The organism is Paraburkholderia sp. C35 (assembly GCF_003121405.1).
Lineage (GTDB): Bacteria > Pseudomonadota > Gammaproteobacteria > Burkholderiales > Burkholderiaceae > Paraburkholderia.
In genome coordinates, this window is record NZ_QBUY01000019.1 from 81,947 (window position 1) to 104,488 (window position 22,542).

The window sequence follows — 22,542 nt, forward strand, 5'->3', positions numbered from 1 at the left end:
CCGCCCATGCTGGATCTCAACGACATGTACTACTTCGTGCAGGTGGTCGATCACAAGAGCATCACGGCTGCCGCACGTGCACTCGCATTGCCGAAGTCGACGATCAGCTACCGCGTGAACCAGCTCGAAGCGCAACTCGGCGCGCGGCTCATCAATCGCACGTCGCGCCAGTTCGCGGTGACGGAGATCGGCGCGGAGTTCTACGCGCATGCGCGCTCGATGTTGCAGGAGGCGCTCGCGGCGGAGTCGGTGGTGCGTCAGCGCATGCTGTCGCCGAGCGGACTGGTGCGGATCTCGACGGCCGTGGCCACCGCGCAGTTCGCGCTGCGTAGTGTGTTGCCGCGCTTCTGCGAGCGCTTCCCGAAAGTGCGTTTGATGGAGCGTCTGTCCGATGTCGAAGTCGATGTCGTGGCGGAAGGATTCGACATTGCGATTCGTGCGCACAGTCATCCGTTGCAGGACTCGACGCTCGTGCAGCGACCGCTTGCGCCGACACCGTGGATGCTGTTCGCCAGCCCCGATTTCTTCGATGGTGCGAAGTTGCCCGAAGAACCGGGTGACATCGCCGAGCGCCGTTCGCTCTTCATGGTGCGTGACGGCGTGCCTTATGAATGGACGTTGCGCCGGGACGATACGGTGCAAACCGTGCGCGTGTCGCCTGTGCTGATGACGGGTTGCATGCTCACGCTGAAGGACGCTGCTGTCGCGGGACTCGGCATCGTCGCGTTGCCAGGCTATGTGTGCAAGGAAGAACTTGCGCAAGGTCGTCTGATGCGTGTTCTGCCCGAATGGACCTGCGGCGATGCGCAACTCACCGCGCTCGTGCCGTATGGGCAGAATCAGTTGCCGTCGGTGCGCGCGTTGCTGGATTTTCTCGTGCAGGAGATTCCGCCATTGCTGTCGATGGATGGATGTTTTCCGTTACGTGAATCGGGAAGGCGGGTCGAATAGGTTGGCACGCGTAATCCGGTCTCCGTCCGCTCTATATCTCGCCGGACATTTCGCAATTCTTTTAATTGCACAAGACGCTCGATCATGACGATCACAGGCGCGTCAAATCCACATCAAAAACCCATTTATTGGCAGCTTGCCGGGAGGCATATCGCTTTGGGTTCTGCGCTTTAGCGTTTAATTGAAGTGCAAAGTCAAAAACGGAAAGACGATCGCTGTTGTCCACGTCCGATCAAGGAGACAGTTATGAAAAAGCCACTTCTGATGGTGCTTTTGTTGTTGGCTGCCGCTTTGGCATCGTGTGGCGGCGACGACCACGCTCCTACCAGATTGCGGGTTTTACACGCGTCTCCTGATGCACCGAATGTCGACGTATATGTGGACGATGCGAAGGTGTTGTCTAACGTGCCTTACCCGACATTATCCAGTTATCTCGTCGTGGCGCCGGGCACACATAACGTCAAGGTCAATGCGGCAGGAACCACAACGACCGTTATCAACGTTTCGCCCAATCTTGCCAACAGCACCGCATATACCGCGATCGCTGCGAACTTCGTCGCCAATATCCAGCTGCTGCTCGCAGTAGACGACACATCTGCGCCGCCCGCCGGGCAAGGTCGTGTGCGGGTAATTCACGCGGCACCGGATGCCGGTCCTGTCGACATTCTCGTCAATGGACAGAAGGTTCTATCCAATGTGCCATTCGCCACGATAAGCAGTTATCTGGCACTGCCCGCAGGAACGTATAACGTTCAGGTCAATGTGGCCGGCACAACAATCACGGCTATTCAGGCCAATTTGACCTTGGCGGCAGGTACTAACTACTCGGCTGTCGCAATCGGCTCGGTAAAGACGGCAGCGACCAATCCACTGACGTTAAAAGTTCTCACCGACGGACAATAGAACATCGGTTAAATGCACCGGCATGATTTAGAGTCGGGCGACGAAGCAAACCGTTTTATCGAAGCGATCAATATCCGCTTTCCGGCACGCTCGCCGCCCAGGCCGTCACATCCAGCTGATGTTATTCAGCGTTCACCGCGTCCTTGAAAGCCTTGCCTGCGGTGAACTTGACCGTCTTCGCCGCCGGAATCGTGATCGTCTCGCCAGTCGACGGGTTGCGACCCGTCCGTTCGGCGCGCGCGCCCGTCGAAAACGAGCCGAATCCGATCAACTGGACTGTTTCGCCGCGCATGACCGCATTGGTCACGGCTTCGAGAATGGCATCAATCGCTTCGCCTGTGCTGGCCTTGCTTGCGCCTGTGGTTGTTGCAACGGCATCAATCAGTTCGTGTTTGTTCATTTGTCAGTTTCCCTTTGAGCAATAACATCCCCATGCTGGCGGACCGGAGGTCACCCTACCGCACGTGCGTCGGTCTGGCAACATCCGAGTTGACGGCAGTCAGATCCGGCATCGGGCGGAGGTAGCCGCCGAATAGCCGCATAAAGACAGGCGCGGCCAGAATCGCGCATGGGCCAGCATGATACCAACCTCGGCCCCGCACACCACGCCAGCCATTCCCGCCCCGAGCCAATCTTCCGGGGCATGCCTGCAAAGCATACCACCCCGCCTACAAAGTCTTTTTCCCCGTCGCGCGAGACGCCTACATTACGTTGCAGAACGGTGCAACACGAAACACGGCCGGGACGCAGCAAGCATCCGCGTGCCTCTCCAGCCCATACGTTTCAGCTATATCGCGCCGCCAGATCCACACCGGATTTCTGAAAAGGACAACTGTCATGAATCAAGTCACTCACCATACCGCGCCGACCCGGTTCGTCGAAGCGAACGGCATCCGCTTCGCGTATCGCCGCTTTGGCCAGCCAAACGGCGTGCCGCTCGTGATGAACATCCACTTCACGGGCACGATGGACCACTGGGATCCCGCCGTCACCGACGGCCTTGCGCAACACCGCGAGGTGATCCTCTTCAACAATGCGGGCATTTCCAGCAGTTCGGGTACGGTACCTGAATCGATCGAGGAAATGGCCGCCAATGCGGCTGCGTTCATCGAAGCGCTCGATCTGAAGCAGGTCGACGTGCTCGGCTTCTCGATGGGCGGCCTGATCGCGCAGGAACTGGCGATCTCGAAGCCGCAACTGGTGCGCAAGGTGATCCTCGTCGGCACCGGCCCGCGCAGCGGCGAAGGCATGGTGACGCTCACGCCGGAAGCACAGGAGATCTTCAGCGCGTCCTACGCGCATCCCGACGATTTGTGGCTGCGCGTGCATTTCGCGCCTTCCGAAGCGAGCCAGGCAGCAGGCCGTGGCTTTGTCGAGCGTTTCCGTCTGCGCACGGAAAACCGCGATCCCGAAGCCAACGACAAGGTCGCGCCCGCCCAACTTGCCGCGCTCGCCAAATGGGGTGCGCCGCGCGAGAACCCGTACGACTACCTCGATGCGCTGAAGCAGCCAACACTCGTCATCAACGGCGACAACGACGTGATCATCTATTCGATCAACTCGTGGATCCTGCAGCAGCACATCTCGAACGCGCAACTGATCATCTATCCGGACGCCAATCACGGCTCGCTTTACCAGTATCCCGAGCGTTTCGTCGCACACGTCGATCAGTTTCTTTCGGAAGCTGACGCACACAACGCGTAACGCACTCATCACATTCAAAGGAATTTCATCATGACTACGCTGACAGGCAAGACCGCGCTCGTCACGGGCGCATCACGCGGCATTGGCCGCGCCACGGCCATCGCACTCGCACAGGCCGGTGCGCGCGTGCTGGTTCACTACAGCAGCGCGGAGCAGGCCGCCGACGATGTGGTCCAGTCCATCCGTGCAGCAGGCGGACAGGCCGACAAGGTCGCCGCCGATCTGCGCGACGCCAACGGTCCGCACGAACTGGCAACGCGCGTTCGCGCACTGATCGGCACGCGGCTCGACATCGTGATCGCTAACGCAGGGATTTCGAAGGCTGCGTCGATCGAAGACACCACTGTCGAAGATTTCGACAACCTGTTCGCCGTCAATGTGCGCGCGCCGTTCTTCCTCGTGCAGCAACTGTTGTCCGTGCTCGGCGACGGAAGCAGCGTGGTGTTGCTGTCGTCGCTGGCTGCGCGCGCGTCGGTCAACAATCTTTCTGCCTATGCGTCCACCAAAGGCGCCGTCGATACGCTCGTGCGTCATTTTGCATCGGCACTCGGCGAACGCGGGATTCGTGTCAATGCAATTGCGCCGGGCGTCGTCGAAACGGATATGTCGAACTTCGCGAAGACCGACGCGGGCCGCGATTTCACGCTCGGCATGCAGGCGCTCAAGCGTGTTGCGCAACCCGCCGACATCGCCGGTGCCGCGGTGTTTCTCGCGTCCGACGAAGCACGCTGGGTGACGGGCGACACGCTGCGCGTCGACGGCGGCTCGAAGCTCTGAACGCGTGCGCGAGCCGTCGGGAGAACACGTATGACATCTCACGCACCCATCCCGCCGCGCTCGCGCGCAGCCTTCTGGACCGCGGCGTGCGTCATTGTCCAGACGCTCTGGACGAGCGCCGCGCCTGCAATGAGTTACGCGTGGTACGCGCACGCCTGGCACATCGGCAATACGACGATCTCCGCGATCTTCGCCGCTTACCCTGTCGTGGTCGCGCTCACATTGCTTGGACTGGGCGGCATGTCCGATGCCATCGGACGGCGCACCACCTTGCTGCTGGGTCTCGCGGCATCGATTGCGGGTGTCGCGTCGTTCGCACTCGCGCAGAGTGTCGTCGCACTGTTCGTCGGGCGCCTCTTCATGGGCCTGGGTGTCGGGCTGGCAGCCGGTCCGGCATCGGCGGCCTTGCTCGATCACGCGCCGGCAGGCGACCGTTCGTTCGCCAGCGCGATCAATACCTGCGCACAGGCTTTCGGACTGGCTGCTGCAGCCATCGCAGGCGGTGCGCTGATCGAATACGCTCCCGACCCGGCTCACGGCACCTTCAGGCTGCTACTGCTGTTGCTGGCTGCGCTGTTTGCGGCGTGCTGGGTATGTTTGCCTCGCACTGAACGTGTCGTGTCGACACCGACGAAGCTTCGCACCGCACGGCTCTCGCGCACCACGCGGGCCATCGCACTGCGAGCAGCACCGCCTGTGATGTCGGCGTTCATCGTCGGTACGGTGATGCTGTCGCTGGGAGCGCAGATCGCGCGCGAACTGGTGCACTCGCAAAACATGCTGGTCAACGGTGTCGTGATCGCGTCGTTTGCGATTGTGTGGGGTGTCACGAGTCTCGTTGCCAAAGGCGCGCATCGTCATCGCGCGATACGTGCAGGCAGCACGGCTGCTTGTGCATCGATGCTGCTGCTTGCCGTGGCTGCGCAGGTTCACTCGCTGCTCTTTCTGATTCTCTCCGTTGTCGCTGCCGGCGTGGGCTACGCGCTGCTCTTTCTTAGCGGCCTCGCGCTTGTCAGCGAGCACATCGACGATCAGCACAAGGCGCTGTCGCTATCGCTGCTGTATTTCGCAGGCTACGCGATGCAAGGCATGACGGCGCTCGCGCTCGGCATGGCGGCCTCGCATGTCGGCCTGCGCGAAGCCGTCACGTATGGCGCCATGGCGATTTCGGTCCTGTGCGCGTTGACGGGATTCACCGCCGGTCCGCTCGCAACAGCTGCCGGCGATAACGCGCCACGCCAACCAGACGACCGGCGAGCCGCTTGAACATAACACTGTGCGTCGGCACGGAAAAAACGCAGGAAAACACTTGCCCGCAAATCACAAGCTGCGTGGGCAAACCATGATTATTTCATCGAACAGGAACAGAACATGAGTACCGATCTCACGCTTTATGAATCGAAGGCCTCGCCGAATGCGCGCCGGGTCCGCATTTTTCTCGCCGAAAAAGGCATCGAGCTCTCCACCCGACTCGTCGATCTCGGGGCGAAAGAACAATTCTCCGACGCCTATGTAGCGATCAATCCTCGTCGTCAGGTGCCTGCGCTCGTGCTGGAAGACGGCACGACGATCGGCGAAGTGCCGGCGATCTGGCGTTACATCGAGGAAGCGTATCCGCAGACGCCCGCGCTGCTCGGCACGACGCCGCAACAAAAAGCACTCGTCGCCATGTGGGAGCGGCGCGCTGAACTAGACGGCTTTGCAGCCGTGATGGAAGGTGTACGCAATGCCGTAGCCGGTTTGAAAGGCCGTGCGCTGTCGGGTCCACATGCGTACGAGCAGATTCCTGACATCGTCGAGCGCAGCAAGCTGCGTGTGGCCAACTTCTTTGCAGACTTCAACGATCGCCTGAAGCAGGTGCCGTTCGTTGCGGGCGATGCATTCTCGGTTGCCGACATCACAACGCTGGTGACAATCGATTTTGCAGGGGGCGGCATGAAGATGACTATTCCGGCCGATTGCGACGCGCTGCAGCGCTGGTATGAAAAGGTGTCGGCCCGCCCGTCGTCCAAAGCATAGTCGTGGCGTGAAGCGCCGCAGCGTTTCCTGTGCACGTTAGCAAGCGTTGATGGTGGCTGGGATTGGCAGTATTCAATGGCCAATCCCGGTTCAATCCATCTTCGCACTTGCAGACGCGATCCGTTGAATACAACAACAGTCATTTCTCATTCATACGGATGTCTAATCAAATACGCCATCACAACACTCCAGGCCACATCATTCCTTACAAAACGACATCTATCGTCAGATCGCGGACTGTCATCCGAGCGACACCGACGAGCGTCACTATCCCGTCATGAAATGCAAACAGGCCTCATTTCAAGGCGTAATCCTTTCAATCGTTCCCATGTTTCAACTCGCCTTGAATAGAGCATAGACTTTCGAAGCGCGATACGCGTGCAACGCTGCGATGTCCCTTGCAGCGTGATCTCGCATGAATCGCCAATCCAATGATGATCACCTGACGAGGAGCTTTCGCATGCACAACATGAGGGCTACGGACGACTTGCGAAGTGAAACGATCAGGTCGGTTCAGGATTACATCGACGAGCGTCCGATATGGGCGGACGGCACGCAACTGCCTTCCAGTCCGATGACACGGATGCAGTGGCGCATCTGGTCACTCGCAGCGGCCGGAAAGTTCTTCGAAGGCTTTGTTGTGTTCATGACAGGCGTTGCCTTGCCGCTGATCTCGCGAGAGTTCGGCATCAGCGCGGCACAGAACGGCTTTATCAGCGCGGCGAGCCTGTGCGGCATTCTGGTCGGCGCGGTTGGGCTAGGCGGCATGTCCGATCATTTCGGACGCAAGCGCATGTTCATCGCCGAGATGATCATCTTCGTTGCGTTTCTCGTGCTGCTGGTCTTCTGCACGAATTTCATCTCGCTGGTGATCTGCCTGTTCGGTCTTGGCGTTGCGCTCGGCTGCGACTATCCGACCGCGCATATGATCATCTCCGAAAGCATCCCGAGCACAAGTCGAGGCAAGCTGGTGCTTGCCGCGTTCGCGTTTCAGGCCGTGGGTGCACTCGCGGGGACGGGTATCGGGTTTCTGGTGCTCTCGCTGGTGCCGACGCTCGATGCGTGGCGCTGGATGTACGGCACGGCGATTTTTCCAGCCCTGCTCGTCACTATCGGGCGCTTCTTCATTACCGAAAGCCCGAACTGGTTGCACGTGCGCGGCAGGATCGAACATGCAGAGGTGGCCGCCCGTCGCTTGCTGGTCCGTTCACCGCAATATCCTGCCGAGATTGTCCTTGCGCGCGAATTCGTCGTGGTCGGCAAGGGCGAACACGAGAAAGGCAGTTTCCTCGCGCTGTTCGAACGGAAAAACCTGCGCGCAACGATCTTCGCGTCGGCGCCCTGGTTCCTGCAGGATCTGGGCACGTACGGTATCGGCATCTTCACGCCGACCATTCTCGCTACAGCCTTCGGTGCCAAACCGGATCACGTACGCAGTATCGCCGATCTGATTCTCAACGATATTCTCGCCGCGAAAGGCGCCGCGCTGATCACATCCTTGCTGATCATCGGCATCCTCTTCGCGGTCATGCTGGCCGACAAATTCGGGCGCATCTGGCTGCAGGTGATCGGTTTTATCGGCTGTGCGGCCGGACTGCTGATCGCGTCGCTTTCCGACGGATTCGATGGTGCGACCAAAACCGCGATGATTTTCGTGGGCTTCATGTTGTTCAACTTCATGACCAACCTCGGTCCGAACGCGCAAACCTATCTGCTGGCGGGCGAAGTCTTTCCCACTTCGATCCGCGGCACGGGCGCGGGCTTCGCTGCGGCGGTCGGCAAGATCGGCGCAGTCGCCACGGCCTTTCTGTTCCCCATTCTGCTCAACAGCATCGGCACCGGCCCGCTTCTCTACATCCTCGTGGCTACGTCGCTTCTCGGCGCGGTGGTCACCTGGATTTTCCGCATTGAAACGAACGGGGTGAACCTCGACCAGATCGGCCGCTGATTGCACTCGGCAGTGACAGATGCAGTGGCCTCCCACTCAGGCAACGGAGATTCGCATGATTTACCACGATAAAAGCGGGGTCTTCAGGTTCCGGAGACACACGTTGGCTACGCAGATGCTCGGCCTGGCCGCAATCATGATGCTGGCCATTGCACCCTGCTTCGCTCAACAGATGACACTCAACGAGACGGGTTCTACCTTGTTGTATCCGCTCTTCACCACGTGGGTCGCGCAATACGGCAAAGCGCATCCCGATGTTCACATCAACATCGCGGCCACGGGTTCGGAGGCCGGCATTCAGCAGGTGATCGCGGGCAAGGCGAATATCGGGGCATCGGATGCCTATATGTCGGATGCCGACATCCGGCAGCATCCACAGGTCATCAACGTGCCGCTGGCGATCGCCGCGCAGACGATCAACTACAACGTGCCGAATCTGAACGCGACGCATCTGAAGCTGGATGGCCCGACACTCGCAGCAATCTATTCGGGGACGGTGCGCACGTGGGACGCGCCGCAAATCGCCGCGCTCAACCCCGGCGTGGCATTGCCTCATCACGCGATCGTACCCATTCGCCGCGCAGAAGGTTCGGGCGATACGTTCGTGTTCACACAGTTCCTGACGTTCTCGACGCCTTCGTGGGAGAGCGACCGCGGTTATGGCACGACCATCGACTGGCCCAACGTGCCGGGCAGCATGACGGCAGTGGGCAACGCGGGCATGGTGAAAACGATTCAAGCGACCGCCTATTCGATCGGATATGTCGGTGTTAGCTATAGCGATGACATCGCGCAAGCGAAACTCGGCACGGTGGCACTGAAGAACGGTGCAGGCGAATATGTCTTGCCCACCAGGGATTCGATCATGGCGGGTGCCGCCTCGCTTGGCGCACGCACGCCGCCCGACGAGCGCCTGACGCTGGTGTACGCGCCCGCCAGCGGCTCGTATCCGCTGGTCAATTACGAGTACGCGGTGGTGTCGATCCGGCAACCGGATGCGTCAACCGCAGCCGCGATTCGCCATTTCCTGCTCTGGGCGATCGTGCCATCGGAAGACAATGAAGCCGTGCTGACGGCAGCCCATTTCATTCCGCTGCCGCCGCACACATGGGAGTTGAGCCAGGCGCAGATTCAGTCGATCAAATAGCTGAAGATAAAAGCGCATTGATGACTTCATTCATCGACATGGTGTAAAAGCGCCCACTCGTCGATGAGTGCGCGATAAACCCGGTTGCGATTTACGTCGAATATCCGATACTGGACAAGTTCTACCTGTATCAGATGGGAGGGAATCGACATGAACGAACACTATCGCAGCAAAGGTTTGTCGAGCGCCGTGTCGTATCGCGACCCGAAATCGGCCTTTCGCTTTCTCGAAACGGCGTTTGGTTTCAAGCCGCTTTTCGTGATTCTCGACGCCGATGACGAACTCGTCCACGCGGAAATGTCCTACGGCGATTCTGTTGTCATGATCGGCCGGGAATGGAGCGACGATCATCGGAGCCCGTGTTCCATCGACGGCAAGAACACGCAATCGGTGCATGTGCAACTTGCCGAAGGCGAAGATGTCGACGCGCATTGCGAGCATGCGCGCGCGGCCGGTGCATCGATCTTGATGGAACCGGCTACGCAGTTCTACGGCGAACGGTCGTATCGCGCGAAAGATCCCGAAGGGCATATCTGGACAGTCAGCGTGATCGTGCAACGCATGACGCCCGCACAGTGGGATGCGGCAAGCGGCCTCACAACACGCGAACGGCTCGACTAAACACGCCCGGAGGAAATACGCACAGTTGTAGCCGGCTGACCGGCGCAATCGACGTGCCTGATTACTGAGGTACGTCCATCTGTGCCTGTTCCAGTTCGGCATGCGCTTCATCGACTTTGCGTTGCCGGTCGGCAATCTTCTTCGCACTCTTGCCATCGGCCCTGGCTTCCTTGAGGTCGCGCTCACGCTCGGCGAGTTTCTTTTGCGCGTCGGCCACTTTTCTTTGTGCGTCGCTGCGCAGCACGGCATCGGTGCAATTGGCATTCATCTGGGCGAGAGCAGTTTCCAGACCGTCCACGCGCTTCGCATTGCCGTGTGATTTCGCGTATGCAATCTCTCGCTCGATCGATTGGCGTTTCGCATCGCAACCGCCTGTTTGAGCGCTGCACACCATTGGATAAGCCACCATGCCGAGCAGAAATACCTTGACCGCGACATTCATGAAAAGCCTCCCGATAGTGGAGTGACATTCCCGGTTTTGCTACGTGCACACATTACAGAGCCTGATCGTCGCGACTGTTCTAAATCGTCGATCAAAGATTGTCAACGGCTTACATACGACAAACCCGCTACGCCTAAAACAGCGAACTGAATGTTAACTGGCGCACATTCGGGCGCAATCTGTCGCCAATCGAGCGGCACTGAAAACCCTCATTACAAATTGTCAGGTCGACTTCTATCCTCGATAAAGAGCACGTCCTGACCGAGTGGGCCGGCCAATGTTCCTGCTTGCACAGTGCAAATTGGATTTGCACCGGGGCAGGTATTGCCCGCTTGAAACACACGAAGAACAAGTCATTTTCGCGGGCTATTGGAATGATCGTTTCTCTTGTGAATCACGTCGCCGACAACTCGACGACACTCCGCGTTTGGGCCGGCATTCTCGCGGCTACCAACAGTACGCAATCGGTGCTTGCGTGGACGCTCGACGGCAAAGCCGTTGCGCCCACAATCGTGCGCCCGTTGCAGTGCTGGACCGTGCAGGGAAAGCTGCCGTTCTGTTCGACAGTGGTGGAATTCAACGGACTCGCTGCTGCATCGGAACATGTAGTCAGGCTCAGCGTCGACAACGCTCAAGCCGTCGTGCGCTCGATGCGCACGCTGCCGCAGTCAATCCCGCAACAATCCGATGATCGATTCAATCTGCTCCTGCTTTCGTGCTTTCACGGCGCACAAGACCGCCAGGGAGAAGCAGGAAAATGGATCTCGTCCTATAAGCCACGCGCAGATCTCGTGCTATTTGCAGGCGATCAGGTGTATCTCGACCTGCCCACCAACCAGAACTTTCCAAATAATCAGGCATGGCTCGAGGCTAAGTTTCAGGAAGACTACGTCAGCAACTGGTATGCGCCCGGCGCATCGCCCGCTAATGGCAGTGGCATTCCGGAAGGCTTTCCACAATTGCTGTCGCTCGCGCCCGTTGCATCCATTCCCGACGATCACGAGTACTGGAACAACGCGCCGTTCAAAAGCCCGCTGATACAGAACAGTTGGACAGAAGCGGGACGCAAACAGTGGAGCGACGCCGCCGAAATTGGCTTCAGCATGTTTCAGCAAGGCAATGCGGGACCCATCGGTCAACCTCGTGTCATCGACATCGATCCCGTGTCGATCCTGTTGCTCGATACGCGCAGCCAGCGGCTGAAGGGCACGGGCAACTCGCCCGATCACGCGACCATGCTGGATCCACCGGGCGCGCTGCTCGGCGACGCGGGCCGCGATGCGCTCGCGGCATGGGTGAACACGCTCGTCGCTTCGGCGGACACGGCTCAACCCCGTTATGGCTTTCTATTGACGGGGCAGTCGCTATTCGCCGATCCCGCCAGCGCGTTCGACGGTCACATTGCGGACTACGAGCTGGCCAACTATGGCGCCGACTATCGCTTCATCGTGGAACAGATCGAGCGCGTGACGGCAGCCGGACTGCCGCTTACCTGCCTGACGGGCGATGTTCACTGGGGCCGCATTCTGCGCGCCGATACGTGGAAACGTGGCACCGTCTATGAAGTGATTTCGTCGCCGACCTCGCTCGTCAGATCGGTTGTCGTAGACGAGTACAAGAAGGTTCGATCGAAAATTGCAGGCTGGTTTGGCCCGCAAGACCCGTGGCCTGTTCATCCTGAACCGCACGATCCGCCCGCCAGGTTCGGTACGTTGGGCGACTTTCAGCCGCTGCTGCTTTCGACCACGCTCGATCCTCATCCCTCATCCATGATGCGAGGCAATCTTGCACTGATGCTAGGCATTCAACGTGTGGGCAAGTCGCTCAAGGTGCAGGTCGACTACATCCCGCTTCATCACGACGCGCAAGTGAACGCGAAAACACGCTGGAGCGCGTATTTCAAGCTGGCTGCGCTCTGAGCATTGAAAGGAGAGCCTCGTCATGTCCGTCATCGCACGCCGGTCGAGAGCGGCCGGTCGCAATCAGAATCTGATCGAACTTGTGCGGCAGAAAAAGGAAAGCAATATCGCGTGGATCAACCGGGCGCTCAAGCGTGTTCCGTTAAAGAGCACCAAAGAATGCAGCTTTGTTTTGCTGATCGGCGGCGCTGATCCGCTGTCGTTCCGGTTGAGACTGGCACAGGCTCATGTGCGCAGCGAGATGTCGCCGAGTTCGTGGTCGCAGGCGATGTTCGTCTCCGTGAAGAGCAAGGCGGCGAACAAAGACACGGAAGTCACCAGCGTATCGCTCTCGCCGGCTGCATGGTATCCGCCGGACGGATTCGCGCCCATTTGCAACGCAATCCAGACGCACACGCTCGCACATATCGATTCGGCCTCACAGTATCCGAACCTGGCCATCATCGCGTGGCCTGTTGCAAGCGAAAAGATTCTGGCAAGCCTGACGCAGTTGCGCCACGAGCGCATGTCGATCGATCTGTCGAGTCTGCTGTTGCGGTGGATCGGCTATGCGTGGGGCTGCGGCGTGCCGGCGAATCCGCTCGGCGACGGCTTCGGCATGCCGTCGGCGGCGATGCTGGAAACGGCGTATGCAGCCAATGGATTCGATCTCACGCCGGGGCTGGAGAGCCGCTCCAGTTGTCCGGAGGCGATCTGGCAATCGGCAAGCTGGTGGCACGAGTACTACAACAAGGACGCCGCGACACCCCAGCACATCTACGGTGCGTTCACTCGCGAGCACTATCTCGTCGATGCATCGTATTTCCCGAAAGAGTGAGCAACGGGTACATGCAGTAGCGTGGCAAACGTTGTCGTTACACCTTTTCCGGCTGCGTGCGTCGGCTCGCCCGCGCGGCCTCACCTCGCGTTCCCCTGCCGTATCCCTGCGCGTTTCTTTCCCAGAACACGAGATAGACCACAACCCGTCATACTTGCATCTTTCGCCGCGCGCATCGGCCGCGTGGCACCCTGCGTGGGTCTATCTGGAGCCCTCTTTGCAATGAGTTCGATCCCGGTCATTCCGTTCGCCCACAACAAACCGGATTCCGGCGCGTTCATCGGCGGCGCGCCCGCGTTCCGTCAACTGGTCCGGCTGATCGACCGCATCGCGCCGACGGATCACACACTGCTCGTGTTCGGGCCGACGGGTTCGGGCAAGGAACTGGTGGCGCGCCGCGTGCACCAGCGCAGCACGCGCCATGATCAGCCCTTCGTCGACGTCAACTGCGGCGCGATCCCCGAGCATCTCGTCGAATCGGAACTGTTCGGCCATGTGAAAGGCGCATTCACGGGCGCAGCGGAGCACCGTCAGGGCTTGTTTCAGCAGGTCGGCAAAGGCACGCTGCTGCTCGACGAGATCGGTGAGTTGCCGCTCGCGCTTCAACCCAAGCTGCTGCGCGTGCTCGAAACGCGCACCTTCCGCCCGATCGGCTCGTCGACCAATCTGCGCTTCGAAGGTCGCGTCGTCGCGTCGACACACCGCGATCTGCGCGAACTGTCGCGCGAAGGACGTTTCCGCGAAGACCTGTTCTACCGGCTCGCGGTGTTCGTGCTGGCCGTGCCCGGACTCGAACAGCGCGTCGAGGACATCCCCGCGCTCGTCGAGCATTTCGCTTCCCTCCAGACGCGCCGTATCGAGTTTTCGCCGGCTGCCGTGCGGCGCCTGAGCCAGCATGCGTGGCCCGGCCATATCCGGCAGTTGCGCAATCTGATCAGCCAGTTGAGCGTGCTCGCCGAACATACCCTCATCGATGTCGACGCACTCGAACCGTTTCTCGCCAGCGAGGCGAGCGGTCCCGTGTCGCGCGCGAGCCTCGCGGACATGCTGTTGCAGCTCGACGGCCGCGACAAGCTCGCCGCTGCCGAAGATCTGCTGATCGACCGCGCGCTCGAACGCTCGGCGGGCAACAAGAGCGCCGCTGCGACGCTGCTCGGCGTGGGCCGCAAAACCGTCGAGCGCCGTCTGAAATCGCGCGAAGAGCATCATCGCGAGGCGCGCACATGTCTGGAGCAGGCCAACGCGCTGATCGAGGAATCGCGCTTTGCGGAGGCGATCCCGCCGTTGCGCCGCTGCCTCGACGTGCTGCAGGCGTACCACGAACAGGACGCCGTGCGCCGCTTGCAGTTCGACGCGTACCGGCTGCTCGGCATGAGCCTGCGCAGCGTGCACGGCTGGCTCTATGCGGAAGCGACGGCCTGCTACGCGGCGGCGCTTGCGATCGGCGAAGGGATCTGCGAACCCGCCGAAATCGCCGCGATCCAGTTCGGCGTCTGGACCACGCAATTGACCACGCTGCAGCTCAAGCAGGCGCGCGCGACCGCACAGGACATGCTGCAACGCGCGCAGAACAGCCGCGAACGCGTGTCGCTCGACGAAGCTCACGTCGCGATGACCAACACGCTCTTCTGGCTCGGCGACAGTGAAGAGGCGCTCGCCTGCCTCGCGCGCGGCGAGTTGCTCGGCGTTGGACGCAACGACATGCGCACCGGCTCGCAAGGAATCGACCTCGCCAGTCTCGCGCTGACGTTCGAAGGACTCGCCGCCTATCAGATCGGCGCCTTCGGTCAGGCGCGCCGCGCGATGGAAATGCTGATCCAGCGTGCTTCCGACCCGAACGCGCATGCGTTCGCACACGCCGTCAATCTGCAAGGTGCGTCATGGCTTGCCTGCCTGTTCGACGATGTGGACCGGCTCGGCCATCTGGCCAGCGAGCTCGAATCGGTGTCGATCAATAACGGCTTCGCGTTTTATCGCGGCGTCGGCCAGATCCTGCGCGCCTGCCATCTCGGCGCGCGCGGCCACGCCGACGAAGCGGAAACCATCATGCTCGACGGTTACGACAATCATGTCGTCTGCAATGGCGGGGCGTTGTTCTTTTCGTTCGTGGCCTGGCAGCACGGCGAACTGCTGCTGCGCGCCGGTCGTCCGCAAGCCTGCGAGGCGATGCTCGCGAACGCTGTCGATGAAACGCTCGCCCGCCAGGAGCGCGTGTATCTCGGCGAACTGCTGGTCACGCGGGCGCGCGCGCAATGGGCGCTCGGCGATCTGACGGCGGCGGAACAGGGGCTGCGCGCTGCGCTGTCGACCGCGCTCGCGTTCGGCTCCGTGCCGGCGCGCGTGGCCGCCGCCCGCTATCTCGCCGAACTGCTGCGCGACACGGGCCGTCACGCCGATGCAATCGATATCCTCGAACGCGGTTTGCGCACGTTGCCGGCCGATTCCAATCCGCGCATTGCCAGTGCGGCGGCGCTGCTTGTCCAGTTGCGCGATGACCTGTCGTCAGGTAACGCCTGATCACACCAGCAAAGCAGCAGCGGCGCGCTCCCGCGCCCGCCTCCCTTCCCGGCGCGCACACCGGGCGTGGACAGAATCGGCACATCGCCGCCGGTCGAAACGATGATTGGCCGAAATCGTCCACACCGGACTTGATTCGCGGTCGAAAGCGTCCGGCTTTCCGGCCCCCGCAACCGGGTTTTCCCTCTGCCACTGGCTTCGCGTGCGTGGCACAGCGCTTGCCTATAGGACGGGCTGATCTGGCCGCGTGCCACCACCCAACTGAGAGAGCCGTGCTGTTGTTGTCGTGAAGACTGGGCGGCGACCGACTGCTTCCGCAGAGAAGCGCGGCGCTCGCTCCCGAAACGGCGCGAAGCAAAGAACGATTCCGCATGGACCACTGCGCTACCCCCTTTGATGTCGGCTGCCTGTCGCAAGGCCTGCCGGACCACGACATCTTTACCGGATCGCGGGCAACCATGGCCAGCCAGGTGCGGCGCTATGTGCACGCGCATCTATCCGACCATGAGCTCTCGCCCGAAAGCGTGCTGAGCGCGCTGCAACTGCCGCGCTCGACGCTGTACCGGCAGTTTCAGCACGAAGGCGGCCTTGGCGCGTATATCCGCGATCTCAGGCTGCGTCATGCCGCCGACGACCTCGTCCGCTATCCGCACGCCCCCGTCATGGAAATTGCGCTCGGACTCGGCTTCAAAAGCGCGTCCGTTTTCACGCGATCGTTCCGGCGCGCGTATGGCATGGCGCCTCAGGAATACCGCGCATCGGCTGGCAAGTGAAACCGGCGCTGCCGGTCTGCCTGCCCGCGATTCTTTCTGCTAGCCGCGCAACTCAGGCTCGTTGTCGCCTCACGCTTCGTCTGCGGACGGCGTGAGCATCGCCGAACAGACCTTCAGCACATCGCGCCAACTGACGATGCCCACCGGCCTGAACCCGGCATCGACAACCGGAATGCACGAAATGCGGTGCGCGAGGAACAGCTGGATGGCGTCGCTCACGTCTGCGTCCGGCCCGAGCGTGACGGGCTTGCGGCTCATGATCTGATGGACGCGCCGGTTGAGCGTGCCGACGTCGCGCTGCGTCTCCACCACGCTGTCGATAAACGGACTCAACGCCCGCAGCAGATCGCGGTCGGACACGACGCCCTGCAGCTCTCTATCCTCGACGACGAGCAGGTGATGAAACCCGGACTGCTCGAATATGTCCTTGACGGTTTCCAGCGTGTCGTCGAAGCCCACCGTGACGACGCGCTTCGTCATCAACTCTTCTACTTTCATCGTCGAACTCTCTGTTGCTTTGGGAAAACGGCTGCGCCGGCAGAACTGCGCGCCCGCTGCGATTGACTGCCGTCGCCCGCCGCCGATGCGCGTTGCCTCCCCACGTTTAACGGCAGCGCAAATGGAAACTCGAGTGGTGGGCTTCAGAATTGGGGCGTTCCTTCATGCAGAAGGAATGCGCGGCCGCCGCTAGCGGCCATCCCAAGGAGCATTGCATGTTGACTCGTGAAGCTATTCCTCAAGTTCTGTCGCGTACCACCGAACTCCTGTCGGCCGATAACCTCGAGGTATCGCCTCAGAAAACCTTCCACCATGTCATCGACATTTATCTAAAGGACTCCAATGCCTTCATGAATACCTATTTCGCCCGCTACTTCGAGTGGCAGGGCGTGTGCCGGGAACGCTGGTTCCATGAGTGCATTCACAACAATCTGCTTGCAGCCGGGGGTACGTTCGTCACGAAGCGCGCACACCAGGAGTACGTGCAGGAGACGTTCCCGTTCCAGCGCGTCGACTGCTACCTGAATACGTTTCAGGTCCGGCAATGCTCGGCGTATCTGCTGTTCCGCTTCAGTGTGGAAGGACGTCCCGTATCGCACGGCTACCAGCAGATTCTTTTCGCCGGAATGGACAAGCGGATCCGGCGCTTTCCCGAAGGGATCATCGAACGGGTCAAGGAATATGAAGTGATCCTGCCGTCCGTTACGAACTGATCGACCCACCTTGCCCGGTGCGCGAGCGCCGGGCTTTTGTTCTCGCAGGCGGATCGTGCACCGCGCGGTCCGCCGCCGAACCCGGCTCCGGCAGGCGCAGCGTGAAGGTGGTCAGCACGCCCGGTGTCGAGGCACACGAGATCGTGCCGCCGAACGCGTCGCACACGCGCCGGCAGAACTCGAGACCCATGCCGCCGCCCTGTTCGTGCGGCTTGGTCGAATAGAAGGGATCGAAGATATGCGGCAGAACGTCGGGGGCAATGCCCGGCCCGGTATCGTTGAAGTGGATCACGCAGAAGCCGCCGTCGCGCCCGGCGCTGATCGTGATCGTGCCTGAGCCGCCCGGACCGCCCGTTTCGATCGCGTACAGCGCGTTCTTCAACAGGTTGATGATGACGAACACGAATAGCGAATCCGTGCCGGAGAAACGCAATTGCGCGTCGATGGGAAGCACGGAGACACGCGAGCGCTCGCCCGGCTGAAAAGGATAGCGGTCCAGCGCGGAATCGATGCAATGACGGATGGACTGCGGCGCAAAGCTGCGGCGATCCAGCCGGTCCAGCGTGAACGACGCCAGCGACATTTCGACCACCGTGCTGGTGCTGTCGATCTGCCGGCGAATCGCGCGCGTCAGCGTGGGCAGCCGCTCGGATTGCCCCGGATACAGCCCGTTGACCAGCAACTGATGCCGCACGGCAAGCTGATAGCCGCGCAGCAGTTCGGGCAATGCATGGCCGAGTTCATCGGCATGCATGCCGATGACTTCGAGCGGCATCGCGACTTCCTGCGCGACGGTGGCCGCGAGAAAGTATTGCCGCATCAGGCCATGCCTGACGATGGTGACGGCGAGAATGCCCAGGCTGATCGCAATGAAGATCACGCCGGGCGGATAGAAGACGTAGCCGTAGTTGACGGCGTAATCGCTGGCTGCGAGCGAATACAGGAACAGGCTCACCAGACACAGGCCCAGCAGGCGCCGCCGATGCCGCGCGCGCGCCTGGCGCCTCGACATGATCAGCAGCCAGCCGCTGCGCACGGAGAGCAGCACCGTCTGCGCCACGTGCACGGGGTGAAGCCGCCCCGCGCGTGGATAGTCGCCGAAGAAATGACTGCCGAAGCCGGACACCACTTCGTCGCTGGTCACCAGCAGCACAGCGAGGATCACGCACAACGCGTAAGAGGCCATCAGCAGCGGCCGCTCGTCGCGGCGCTCGACCAGTTCTGTCACGAAGTGATAGAACGTGGTGGGCAGGAACAGGATGAAGAAGTAGCCAGCCTTGACCAGCATCCCCGCCGTTTCGGGACTCGAGGTCTGGAACAGGAACGCCCACGTGCCCTGCCACGCGAAGGTCGTCAGGCACATCAGCGCGAACGGCGCGGACACGCGCGTCACGCCTTCCGTCAGCAGGACGTAGACACCGAAGCCCAGGAACAGCGCGGATACGAACGCTGGCAAGGTCGAATACATAATGCCTTATGTGTGTGTCGCCGCTGATTCGGTCCTCGGCAGGCTGAATGGATGGAGTCGCCGCCCGGTCCGGCAGTCGTCCGACAACGTTTGCCCGGACGTACTCTGGCAACTCGCACTTCCCTTCAGCACAGCGGCGTTGTTGTTCTTCATTAGCACTGGCAACGGCGTACGTACCAGACCGCCGCCTGTCACACCTGGCGCTGCGCGCACGGAATGCGCGGCGGTCCCACGATTCTAGCGCAACATTTAGCCTGTTCAGTGGACCCCATGCATATGCACGGAAAGGCCGGACAGGATGGTGCCCCGCGTCAAGGCGCGATGGGATCGAGGCCGGTTTTGCGCACCGTCGGCTGCGCGGCCGGCGACGCGAGGAACTGCAGCAACGCGCGCGCCTCGTCGGGATGTTGCGCGCCGACGGGGATACCCGCCGCATAGCGCGTCACCGACTGCATCTCTTCCGGCACCTTACCGACGAAGTCCACGCCGGGCACGGGCAACAACTCGGCCACCTGCTGGAAGCCGAGTTCGTACTCTCCATTCGCGACCACGGAAGCCACGGGAATGCGCGGAATCATCTTCGCCTTCGGCCCGACCTGGTCTTCGATGCCGAGCTTTCTGAACATCTCGTTCTGGATATAGACGCCGCTCGCGCTGTCCGAATAGGCAATCGACTTTGCGTGCAGCAGCGCCTGACGGAGCGCGTCCACGGTGGCGATGTCGGGCTTCGGCGCGCCCGCGCGCACCACCATGCCGATGCGCGAATCCGCCAGTTCGACGCGCGAGCCGGGAATCACCTTGCCCTCCTTGATCAGCGCGTCGAGCGCGTAGCCGACCATGATGACGACGTCGGCGGGTTCGCCGTGCGCGAGACGATTGGGGATGGCTTGGGGCGACTGACCCATCGACGGCCCGAGGATCGTGTCGAGCGTGTTGCCGGTCTTCCCGGTGAACGCAGGACCGAGCGCCTTGTAGGCAGCCGTGAAACCGCCGGAGGTCATCACGTGCAACTCGGCGGCGCGAGCGGTCACGCCTGAAGCGGCGCTGATCGAAATGAACGAGAACGCGAGGAATCGGAACAGGGTTGCTTTCATGTGAGCGTGGTGTGCAACTTGATGAGGTCAGCCAGGGACAGCGCTTGCCGGCACGTGCATCGCTTCGGCAGACGCGCCGTCATGATACTTCGCGGGTCGCCGGAAAGCTTTTTCCGTCAGACGCCGTTGCACTCACAACATCCCGCGGTTTCGGCTCTCCGCGCCGGTTCGCATCGATTTGTTTACTAAACGCTGTTTGTCGCTATCGAGCTCGAACGATGCTACGGCGTCACCATAAAAAAAAGGATCTGGAAGGTTACCCTTCCAGATCCTTCATCACACAGCTTGTCGAGGCTTACTGACCCAGGTAGCCCACCGGCACGGTCGAATTGTTCTTCGCGACCGTCGCGTTGTTCGACACGATGTACTGCGGCACTTCCGTCAGCGTCAGCGTCACAGCGCCGTTCGTGTACGGCAGCGTCGTGACGTTGCCGTAACCGTCGATCTTCGTTACGTTGCCCGACGTGCCTGCGTTGTCCACCTGCAACGAGTAGGTCGTCGAATACGTCGTGCTATACACGCCATTCAGCGGCCATTGGCTGTTGCTGTGCGTCCACGCTGCCGTCACGACCTTGCCGTTACCCAGCTGCTGGAAGTCGTACACGAAGGCGCCCGAAGGCGTGCCCTTCACGCGGCCCAGCGTATTCGTGCCGTCGAGCACACGCGTCATCGTGGCGAAGGCCATCGCTTCCGGCTTCGGCGAGAGGTTCGACGCACCGTATGCACCTTGCGCATCGTTCAGGTCGAAGAACGAACCGTAACCCACTTCGCCCGGATAGTCCGAACCGTAGAACAGCGTCGTGAGTTGCGCGCCGCTGCCCAGCACGATGATGTGCGAGCGAACACCCACTGCAGCGTGCGCGAACAGCTGGTTCTGCGACGGCACAGTCGGACCATACGCGAGACCCGGATCGTAGCTCGTGCCGGCTTCCGTGAAGAACAGCTTCATGTTCGGCTTGCCGTTCTGCATCACCTGGCGCAGCTGCGCGACCTGGTTGTCGAGCGCGTTCGCCTGGTTGGCCGGGCTCGGATCCGAGTCGTACTGCTCAGGCGGATGCGCCGGATACGTGCCCGCGTTCCAGTAACCGTGAGTCGACACGGCATCGATGTAGTTCCACAGGCCGAGCGCGCCGAACTTCTGCAGATAGCCTGCCGTACAAGTCGTGCAGTTCGCTGCGAACGGGTTGCCCGTGCCCATCACGATCGCATTCGGATCGGTCGAGTGGATGCCCTGATACGCAGCCTTGTACATCGCGACGAAATTCGCGTCGCTATCGGCCCAGCCGAGGCTCGGCTCCCAGGTCACCTGATAGTAGTTGTTCTGCTGGTTCGGGTAGTTCGCTGCGCGGATCAGGCTCGTGTCCGTGCCGACCTTCGCCATGAAGCTCTGGAACTCGTTCAGATCCTTCGGTGCGTAGTAGCTGTCGGTGAATGCGCCCGTCTTCGAGTTCCACGCGGGAATGCCGTCCAGACGGATGATGCGCATCTGGTCCGGGTTCGCCTTGTAGAACGGATCGAGGTCGTTCACGTTCGGCGTGTACGTGTTCGGGCCGTTCGGCTCCATCTGCGACTGCTGACGGTTGTCGATCGTCCACGTGATGCCCAGCGCGTGCAGTGCCGCGATGTTGCCGTTGAAGCCTTGCATGCCGAAGCGATGCTGATCCTGATGCGCGTACGTCACCGTGCCGAGTGCCGACGTGAGGTTCGGCAGCACGCCGAACGTCGCGATACCCGTCGGACGCGTGCCGCTATTGGGCAGCGTGCCGCCGCTCGCGCGCAGCGTAGCCGTGATCGCACCGTAACCCGACCACGTCGATTTACACGACATGGTGTTGGTCTGCACGCCCGCGCTGACAGGGAAGCTGCCTTGCGTCTTGATCGCGCCTGCTGCATCGGCGATCGACCAGACCACGGTGTCCGCGCCGGGTGCGTTCGTCGTGACGGTGACGTTGAATGCCGTGTTGTTCTGGAACACGCGCAGACCGTCGGTCGTCGGCGTGTCGGCCGTGATCAGGCCTTTCGCCGTGCCGCCGGCTTGTTGCGTCGGCGTGCCGCACGAAATTGCTGACGTGCCTGCCGGGGCTGGGGTCGGTGCGGGTGTGGGCGTAGGCGTAGGCGTCGGTGTCGGCGTCGGAGTCGGCGTCGGCGTCGGCGTCGGCGTAGGCGTAGGTGTCGGCGTCGGAGCAGGCGTCGGCCTAGGGGTACCGATGGGCGAAGACGTGGATGACGGA

21 protein-coding genes are annotated in these 22,542 nt (G+C 61.2%); 14 read left to right on the forward strand and 7 right to left on the reverse strand.

Annotation, left to right across the window (positions count from 1 at the left end; genetic code table 11):
• Positions 1 to 6 precede the first annotated feature (6 nt).
• The gene (locus DK391_RS14830) at positions 7 to 951 is read left to right on the forward strand and encodes a LysR substrate-binding domain-containing protein (RefSeq protein WP_109478719.1); all 945 of its coding nucleotides are present in this window, start codon (positions 7 to 9) and stop codon (positions 949 to 951) included.
• A 91-nt stretch (positions 952 to 1,042) separates the two neighbouring features.
• Here the strand turns inward: DK391_RS14830 and DK391_RS45600 are convergent, their stop codons facing one another.
• On the reverse strand, positions 1,043 to 1,177 hold the full coding sequence (locus tag DK391_RS45600; RefSeq protein WP_275426824.1) for a hypothetical protein: 135 nt from the start codon (positions 1,175 to 1,177) through the stop codon (positions 1,043 to 1,045).
• Positions 1,178 to 1,197: 20 nt separating this feature from the next.
• On the opposite strand from DK391_RS45600, the gene DK391_RS14835 reads away from it, so the two are divergent.
• A complete protein-coding gene (locus DK391_RS14835; RefSeq protein WP_109478720.1) occupies positions 1,198 to 1,854 on the forward strand; it encodes a DUF4397 domain-containing protein in 657 nt (218 codons plus the stop codon).
• A gap of 121 nt (positions 1,855 to 1,975) precedes the next feature.
• On the opposite strand, the gene DK391_RS14840 is transcribed toward DK391_RS14835, so the two are convergent.
• Complete coding sequence (locus tag DK391_RS14840; RefSeq protein WP_109478721.1) at positions 1,976 to 2,254, reverse strand: HU family DNA-binding protein; 279 nt, start codon at positions 2,252 to 2,254, stop codon at positions 1,976 to 1,978.
• 437 nt (positions 2,255 to 2,691) lie between these two features.
• Here DK391_RS14840 and DK391_RS14845 point away from each other — a divergent pair, with 437 nt between their 5' ends.
• The 7 genes from DK391_RS14845 (at position 2,692) to DK391_RS14875 (ending at position 10,070) form a co-directional block, all read left to right on the forward strand.
• Positions 2,692 to 3,558, forward strand: a complete 867-nt coding sequence (locus DK391_RS14845; protein ID WP_109478722.1) for an alpha/beta hydrolase — start codon at positions 2,692 to 2,694, stop codon at positions 3,556 to 3,558.
• A gap of 30 nt (positions 3,559 to 3,588) precedes the next feature.
• Entirely contained in the window at positions 3,589 to 4,335 is a 747-nt protein-coding gene (locus tag DK391_RS14850) for an SDR family oxidoreductase (protein ID WP_109478723.1), read from the forward strand.
• A gap of 30 nt (positions 4,336 to 4,365) precedes the next feature.
• Complete coding sequence (locus DK391_RS14855) at positions 4,366 to 5,601, forward strand: MFS transporter (RefSeq protein WP_109478724.1); 1,236 nt, start codon at positions 4,366 to 4,368, stop codon at positions 5,599 to 5,601.
• Between the two features lie 105 nt (positions 5,602 to 5,706).
• On the forward strand, positions 5,707 to 6,354 hold the full coding sequence (locus DK391_RS14860) for a glutathione S-transferase (RefSeq protein ID WP_109478725.1): 648 nt from the start codon (positions 5,707 to 5,709) through the stop codon (positions 6,352 to 6,354).
• Between the two features lie 460 nt (positions 6,355 to 6,814).
• Entirely contained in the window at positions 6,815 to 8,302 is a 1,488-nt protein-coding gene (locus DK391_RS14865; RefSeq protein ID WP_109478726.1) for an MFS transporter, read from the forward strand.
• 103 nt (positions 8,303 to 8,405) lie between these two features.
• Positions 8,406 to 9,449 carry a phosphate ABC transporter substrate-binding protein PstS gene (gene pstS, locus DK391_RS14870; protein ID WP_162600810.1) on the forward strand — a complete coding sequence of 348 codons (1,044 nt, stop codon included), beginning with the start codon at positions 8,406 to 8,408 and terminating at the stop codon, positions 9,447 to 9,449.
• 150 nt (positions 9,450 to 9,599) lie between these two features.
• Entirely contained in the window at positions 9,600 to 10,070 is a 471-nt protein-coding gene (locus DK391_RS14875) for a VOC family protein (protein ID WP_109478728.1), read from the forward strand.
• 61 nt (positions 10,071 to 10,131) lie between these two features.
• Here the strand turns inward: DK391_RS14875 and DK391_RS14880 are convergent, their stop codons facing one another.
• Positions 10,132 to 10,512 carry a DUF1090 domain-containing protein gene (locus tag DK391_RS14880; RefSeq protein WP_109478729.1) on the reverse strand — a complete coding sequence of 127 codons (381 nt, stop codon included), beginning with the start codon at positions 10,510 to 10,512 and terminating at the stop codon, positions 10,132 to 10,134.
• 374 nt (positions 10,513 to 10,886) lie between these two features.
• On the opposite strand from DK391_RS14880, the gene DK391_RS14885 reads away from it, so the two are divergent.
• The 4 genes from DK391_RS14885 to DK391_RS14900 all read left to right on the forward strand — a co-directional run bounded on the left by DK391_RS14885 (position 10,887) and on the right by DK391_RS14900 (position 16,538).
• Complete coding sequence (locus tag DK391_RS14885) at positions 10,887 to 12,431, forward strand: hypothetical protein (RefSeq protein WP_109478730.1); 1,545 nt, start codon at positions 10,887 to 10,889, stop codon at positions 12,429 to 12,431.
• A gap of 22 nt (positions 12,432 to 12,453) precedes the next feature.
• Positions 12,454 to 13,248, forward strand: coding sequence for a hypothetical protein (locus tag DK391_RS14890; protein WP_109478731.1), 795 nt, complete (start codon positions 12,454 to 12,456; stop codon positions 13,246 to 13,248).
• Between the two features lie 222 nt (positions 13,249 to 13,470).
• On the forward strand, positions 13,471 to 15,765 hold the full coding sequence (locus DK391_RS14895; protein ID WP_109478732.1) for a sigma 54-interacting transcriptional regulator: 2,295 nt from the start codon (positions 13,471 to 13,473) through the stop codon (positions 15,763 to 15,765).
• A gap of 371 nt (positions 15,766 to 16,136) precedes the next feature.
• Complete coding sequence (locus DK391_RS14900) at positions 16,137 to 16,538, forward strand: helix-turn-helix transcriptional regulator (protein ID WP_109478733.1); 402 nt, start codon at positions 16,137 to 16,139, stop codon at positions 16,536 to 16,538.
• Between the two features lie 69 nt (positions 16,539 to 16,607).
• Here the strand turns inward: DK391_RS14900 and DK391_RS14905 are convergent, their stop codons facing one another.
• Positions 16,608 to 17,036: a CBS domain-containing protein gene (locus DK391_RS14905; RefSeq protein ID WP_109478734.1), complete on the reverse strand. Its 429-nt coding sequence runs from the start codon at positions 17,034 to 17,036 to the stop codon at positions 16,608 to 16,610.
• 215 nt (positions 17,037 to 17,251) lie between these two features.
• On the opposite strand from DK391_RS14905, the gene DK391_RS14910 reads away from it, so the two are divergent.
• Positions 17,252 to 17,749, forward strand: coding sequence for a thioesterase family protein (locus DK391_RS14910; protein WP_109478735.1), 498 nt, complete (start codon positions 17,252 to 17,254; stop codon positions 17,747 to 17,749).
• Here the strand turns inward: DK391_RS14910 and DK391_RS14915 are convergent.
• The 3 genes from DK391_RS14915 to DK391_RS14925 all read right to left on the reverse strand — a co-directional run.
• Positions 17,739 to 19,217, reverse strand: a complete 1,479-nt coding sequence (locus DK391_RS14915) for a sensor histidine kinase (RefSeq protein WP_109478736.1) — start codon at positions 19,215 to 19,217, stop codon at positions 17,739 to 17,741. The genes DK391_RS14910 and DK391_RS14915 overlap by 11 nt on opposite strands.
• A gap of 311 nt (positions 19,218 to 19,528) precedes the next feature.
• Positions 19,529 to 20,311: a substrate-binding domain-containing protein gene (locus DK391_RS14920; protein WP_109478737.1), complete on the reverse strand. Its 783-nt coding sequence runs from the start codon at positions 20,309 to 20,311 to the stop codon at positions 19,529 to 19,531.
• Between the two features lie 295 nt (positions 20,312 to 20,606).
• Positions 20,607 to 22,542 (reverse strand): hypothetical protein (locus tag DK391_RS14925; RefSeq protein ID WP_239482830.1); only part of this gene is annotated, 1,936 nt, incomplete at its 5' end.

Excerpts from the sequence above, each read along its gene's own strand:
- DK391_RS14830 (WP_109478719.1), top strand. The coding sequence starts at position 7 with ATGCTGGATCTCAACGACATGTACTACTTCGTGCAGGTGGTCGATCAC.
- DK391_RS14835 (WP_109478720.1), top strand. The coding sequence starts at position 1,198 with ATGAAAAAGCCACTTCTGATGGTGCTTTTGTTGTTGGCTGCCGCTTTG.
- DK391_RS14840 (WP_109478721.1), bottom strand. The coding sequence starts at position 2,254 with ATGAACAAACACGAACTGATTGATGCCGTTGCAACAACCACAGGCGCA.
- DK391_RS14845 (WP_109478722.1), top strand. The coding sequence starts at position 2,692 with ATGAATCAAGTCACTCACCATACCGCGCCGACCCGGTTCGTCGAAGCG.
- DK391_RS14850 (WP_109478723.1), top strand. The coding sequence starts at position 3,589 with ATGACTACGCTGACAGGCAAGACCGCGCTCGTCACGGGCGCATCACGC.
- DK391_RS14855 (WP_109478724.1), top strand. The coding sequence starts at position 4,366 with ATGACATCTCACGCACCCATCCCGCCGCGCTCGCGCGCAGCCTTCTGG.
- DK391_RS14860 (WP_109478725.1), top strand. The coding sequence starts at position 5,707 with ATGAGTACCGATCTCACGCTTTATGAATCGAAGGCCTCGCCGAATGCG.
- DK391_RS14865 (WP_109478726.1), top strand. The coding sequence starts at position 6,815 with ATGCACAACATGAGGGCTACGGACGACTTGCGAAGTGAAACGATCAGG.
- DK391_RS14875 (WP_109478728.1), top strand. The coding sequence starts at position 9,600 with ATGAACGAACACTATCGCAGCAAAGGTTTGTCGAGCGCCGTGTCGTAT.
- DK391_RS14880 (WP_109478729.1), bottom strand. The coding sequence starts at position 10,512 with ATGAATGTCGCGGTCAAGGTATTTCTGCTCGGCATGGTGGCTTATCCA.
- DK391_RS14885 (WP_109478730.1), top strand. The coding sequence starts at position 10,887 with ATGATCGTTTCTCTTGTGAATCACGTCGCCGACAACTCGACGACACTC.
- DK391_RS14890 (WP_109478731.1), top strand. The coding sequence starts at position 12,454 with ATGTCCGTCATCGCACGCCGGTCGAGAGCGGCCGGTCGCAATCAGAAT.
- DK391_RS14895 (WP_109478732.1), top strand. The coding sequence starts at position 13,471 with ATGAGTTCGATCCCGGTCATTCCGTTCGCCCACAACAAACCGGATTCC.
- DK391_RS14900 (WP_109478733.1), top strand. The coding sequence starts at position 16,137 with ATGGACCACTGCGCTACCCCCTTTGATGTCGGCTGCCTGTCGCAAGGC.
- DK391_RS14905 (WP_109478734.1), bottom strand. The coding sequence starts at position 17,036 with ATGAAAGTAGAAGAGTTGATGACGAAGCGCGTCGTCACGGTGGGCTTC.
- DK391_RS14910 (WP_109478735.1), top strand. The coding sequence starts at position 17,252 with ATGTTGACTCGTGAAGCTATTCCTCAAGTTCTGTCGCGTACCACCGAA.
- DK391_RS14915 (WP_109478736.1), bottom strand. The coding sequence starts at position 19,217 with ATGTATTCGACCTTGCCAGCGTTCGTATCCGCGCTGTTCCTGGGCTTC.
- DK391_RS14920 (WP_109478737.1), bottom strand. The coding sequence starts at position 20,311 with ATGAAAGCAACCCTGTTCCGATTCCTCGCGTTCTCGTTCATTTCGATC.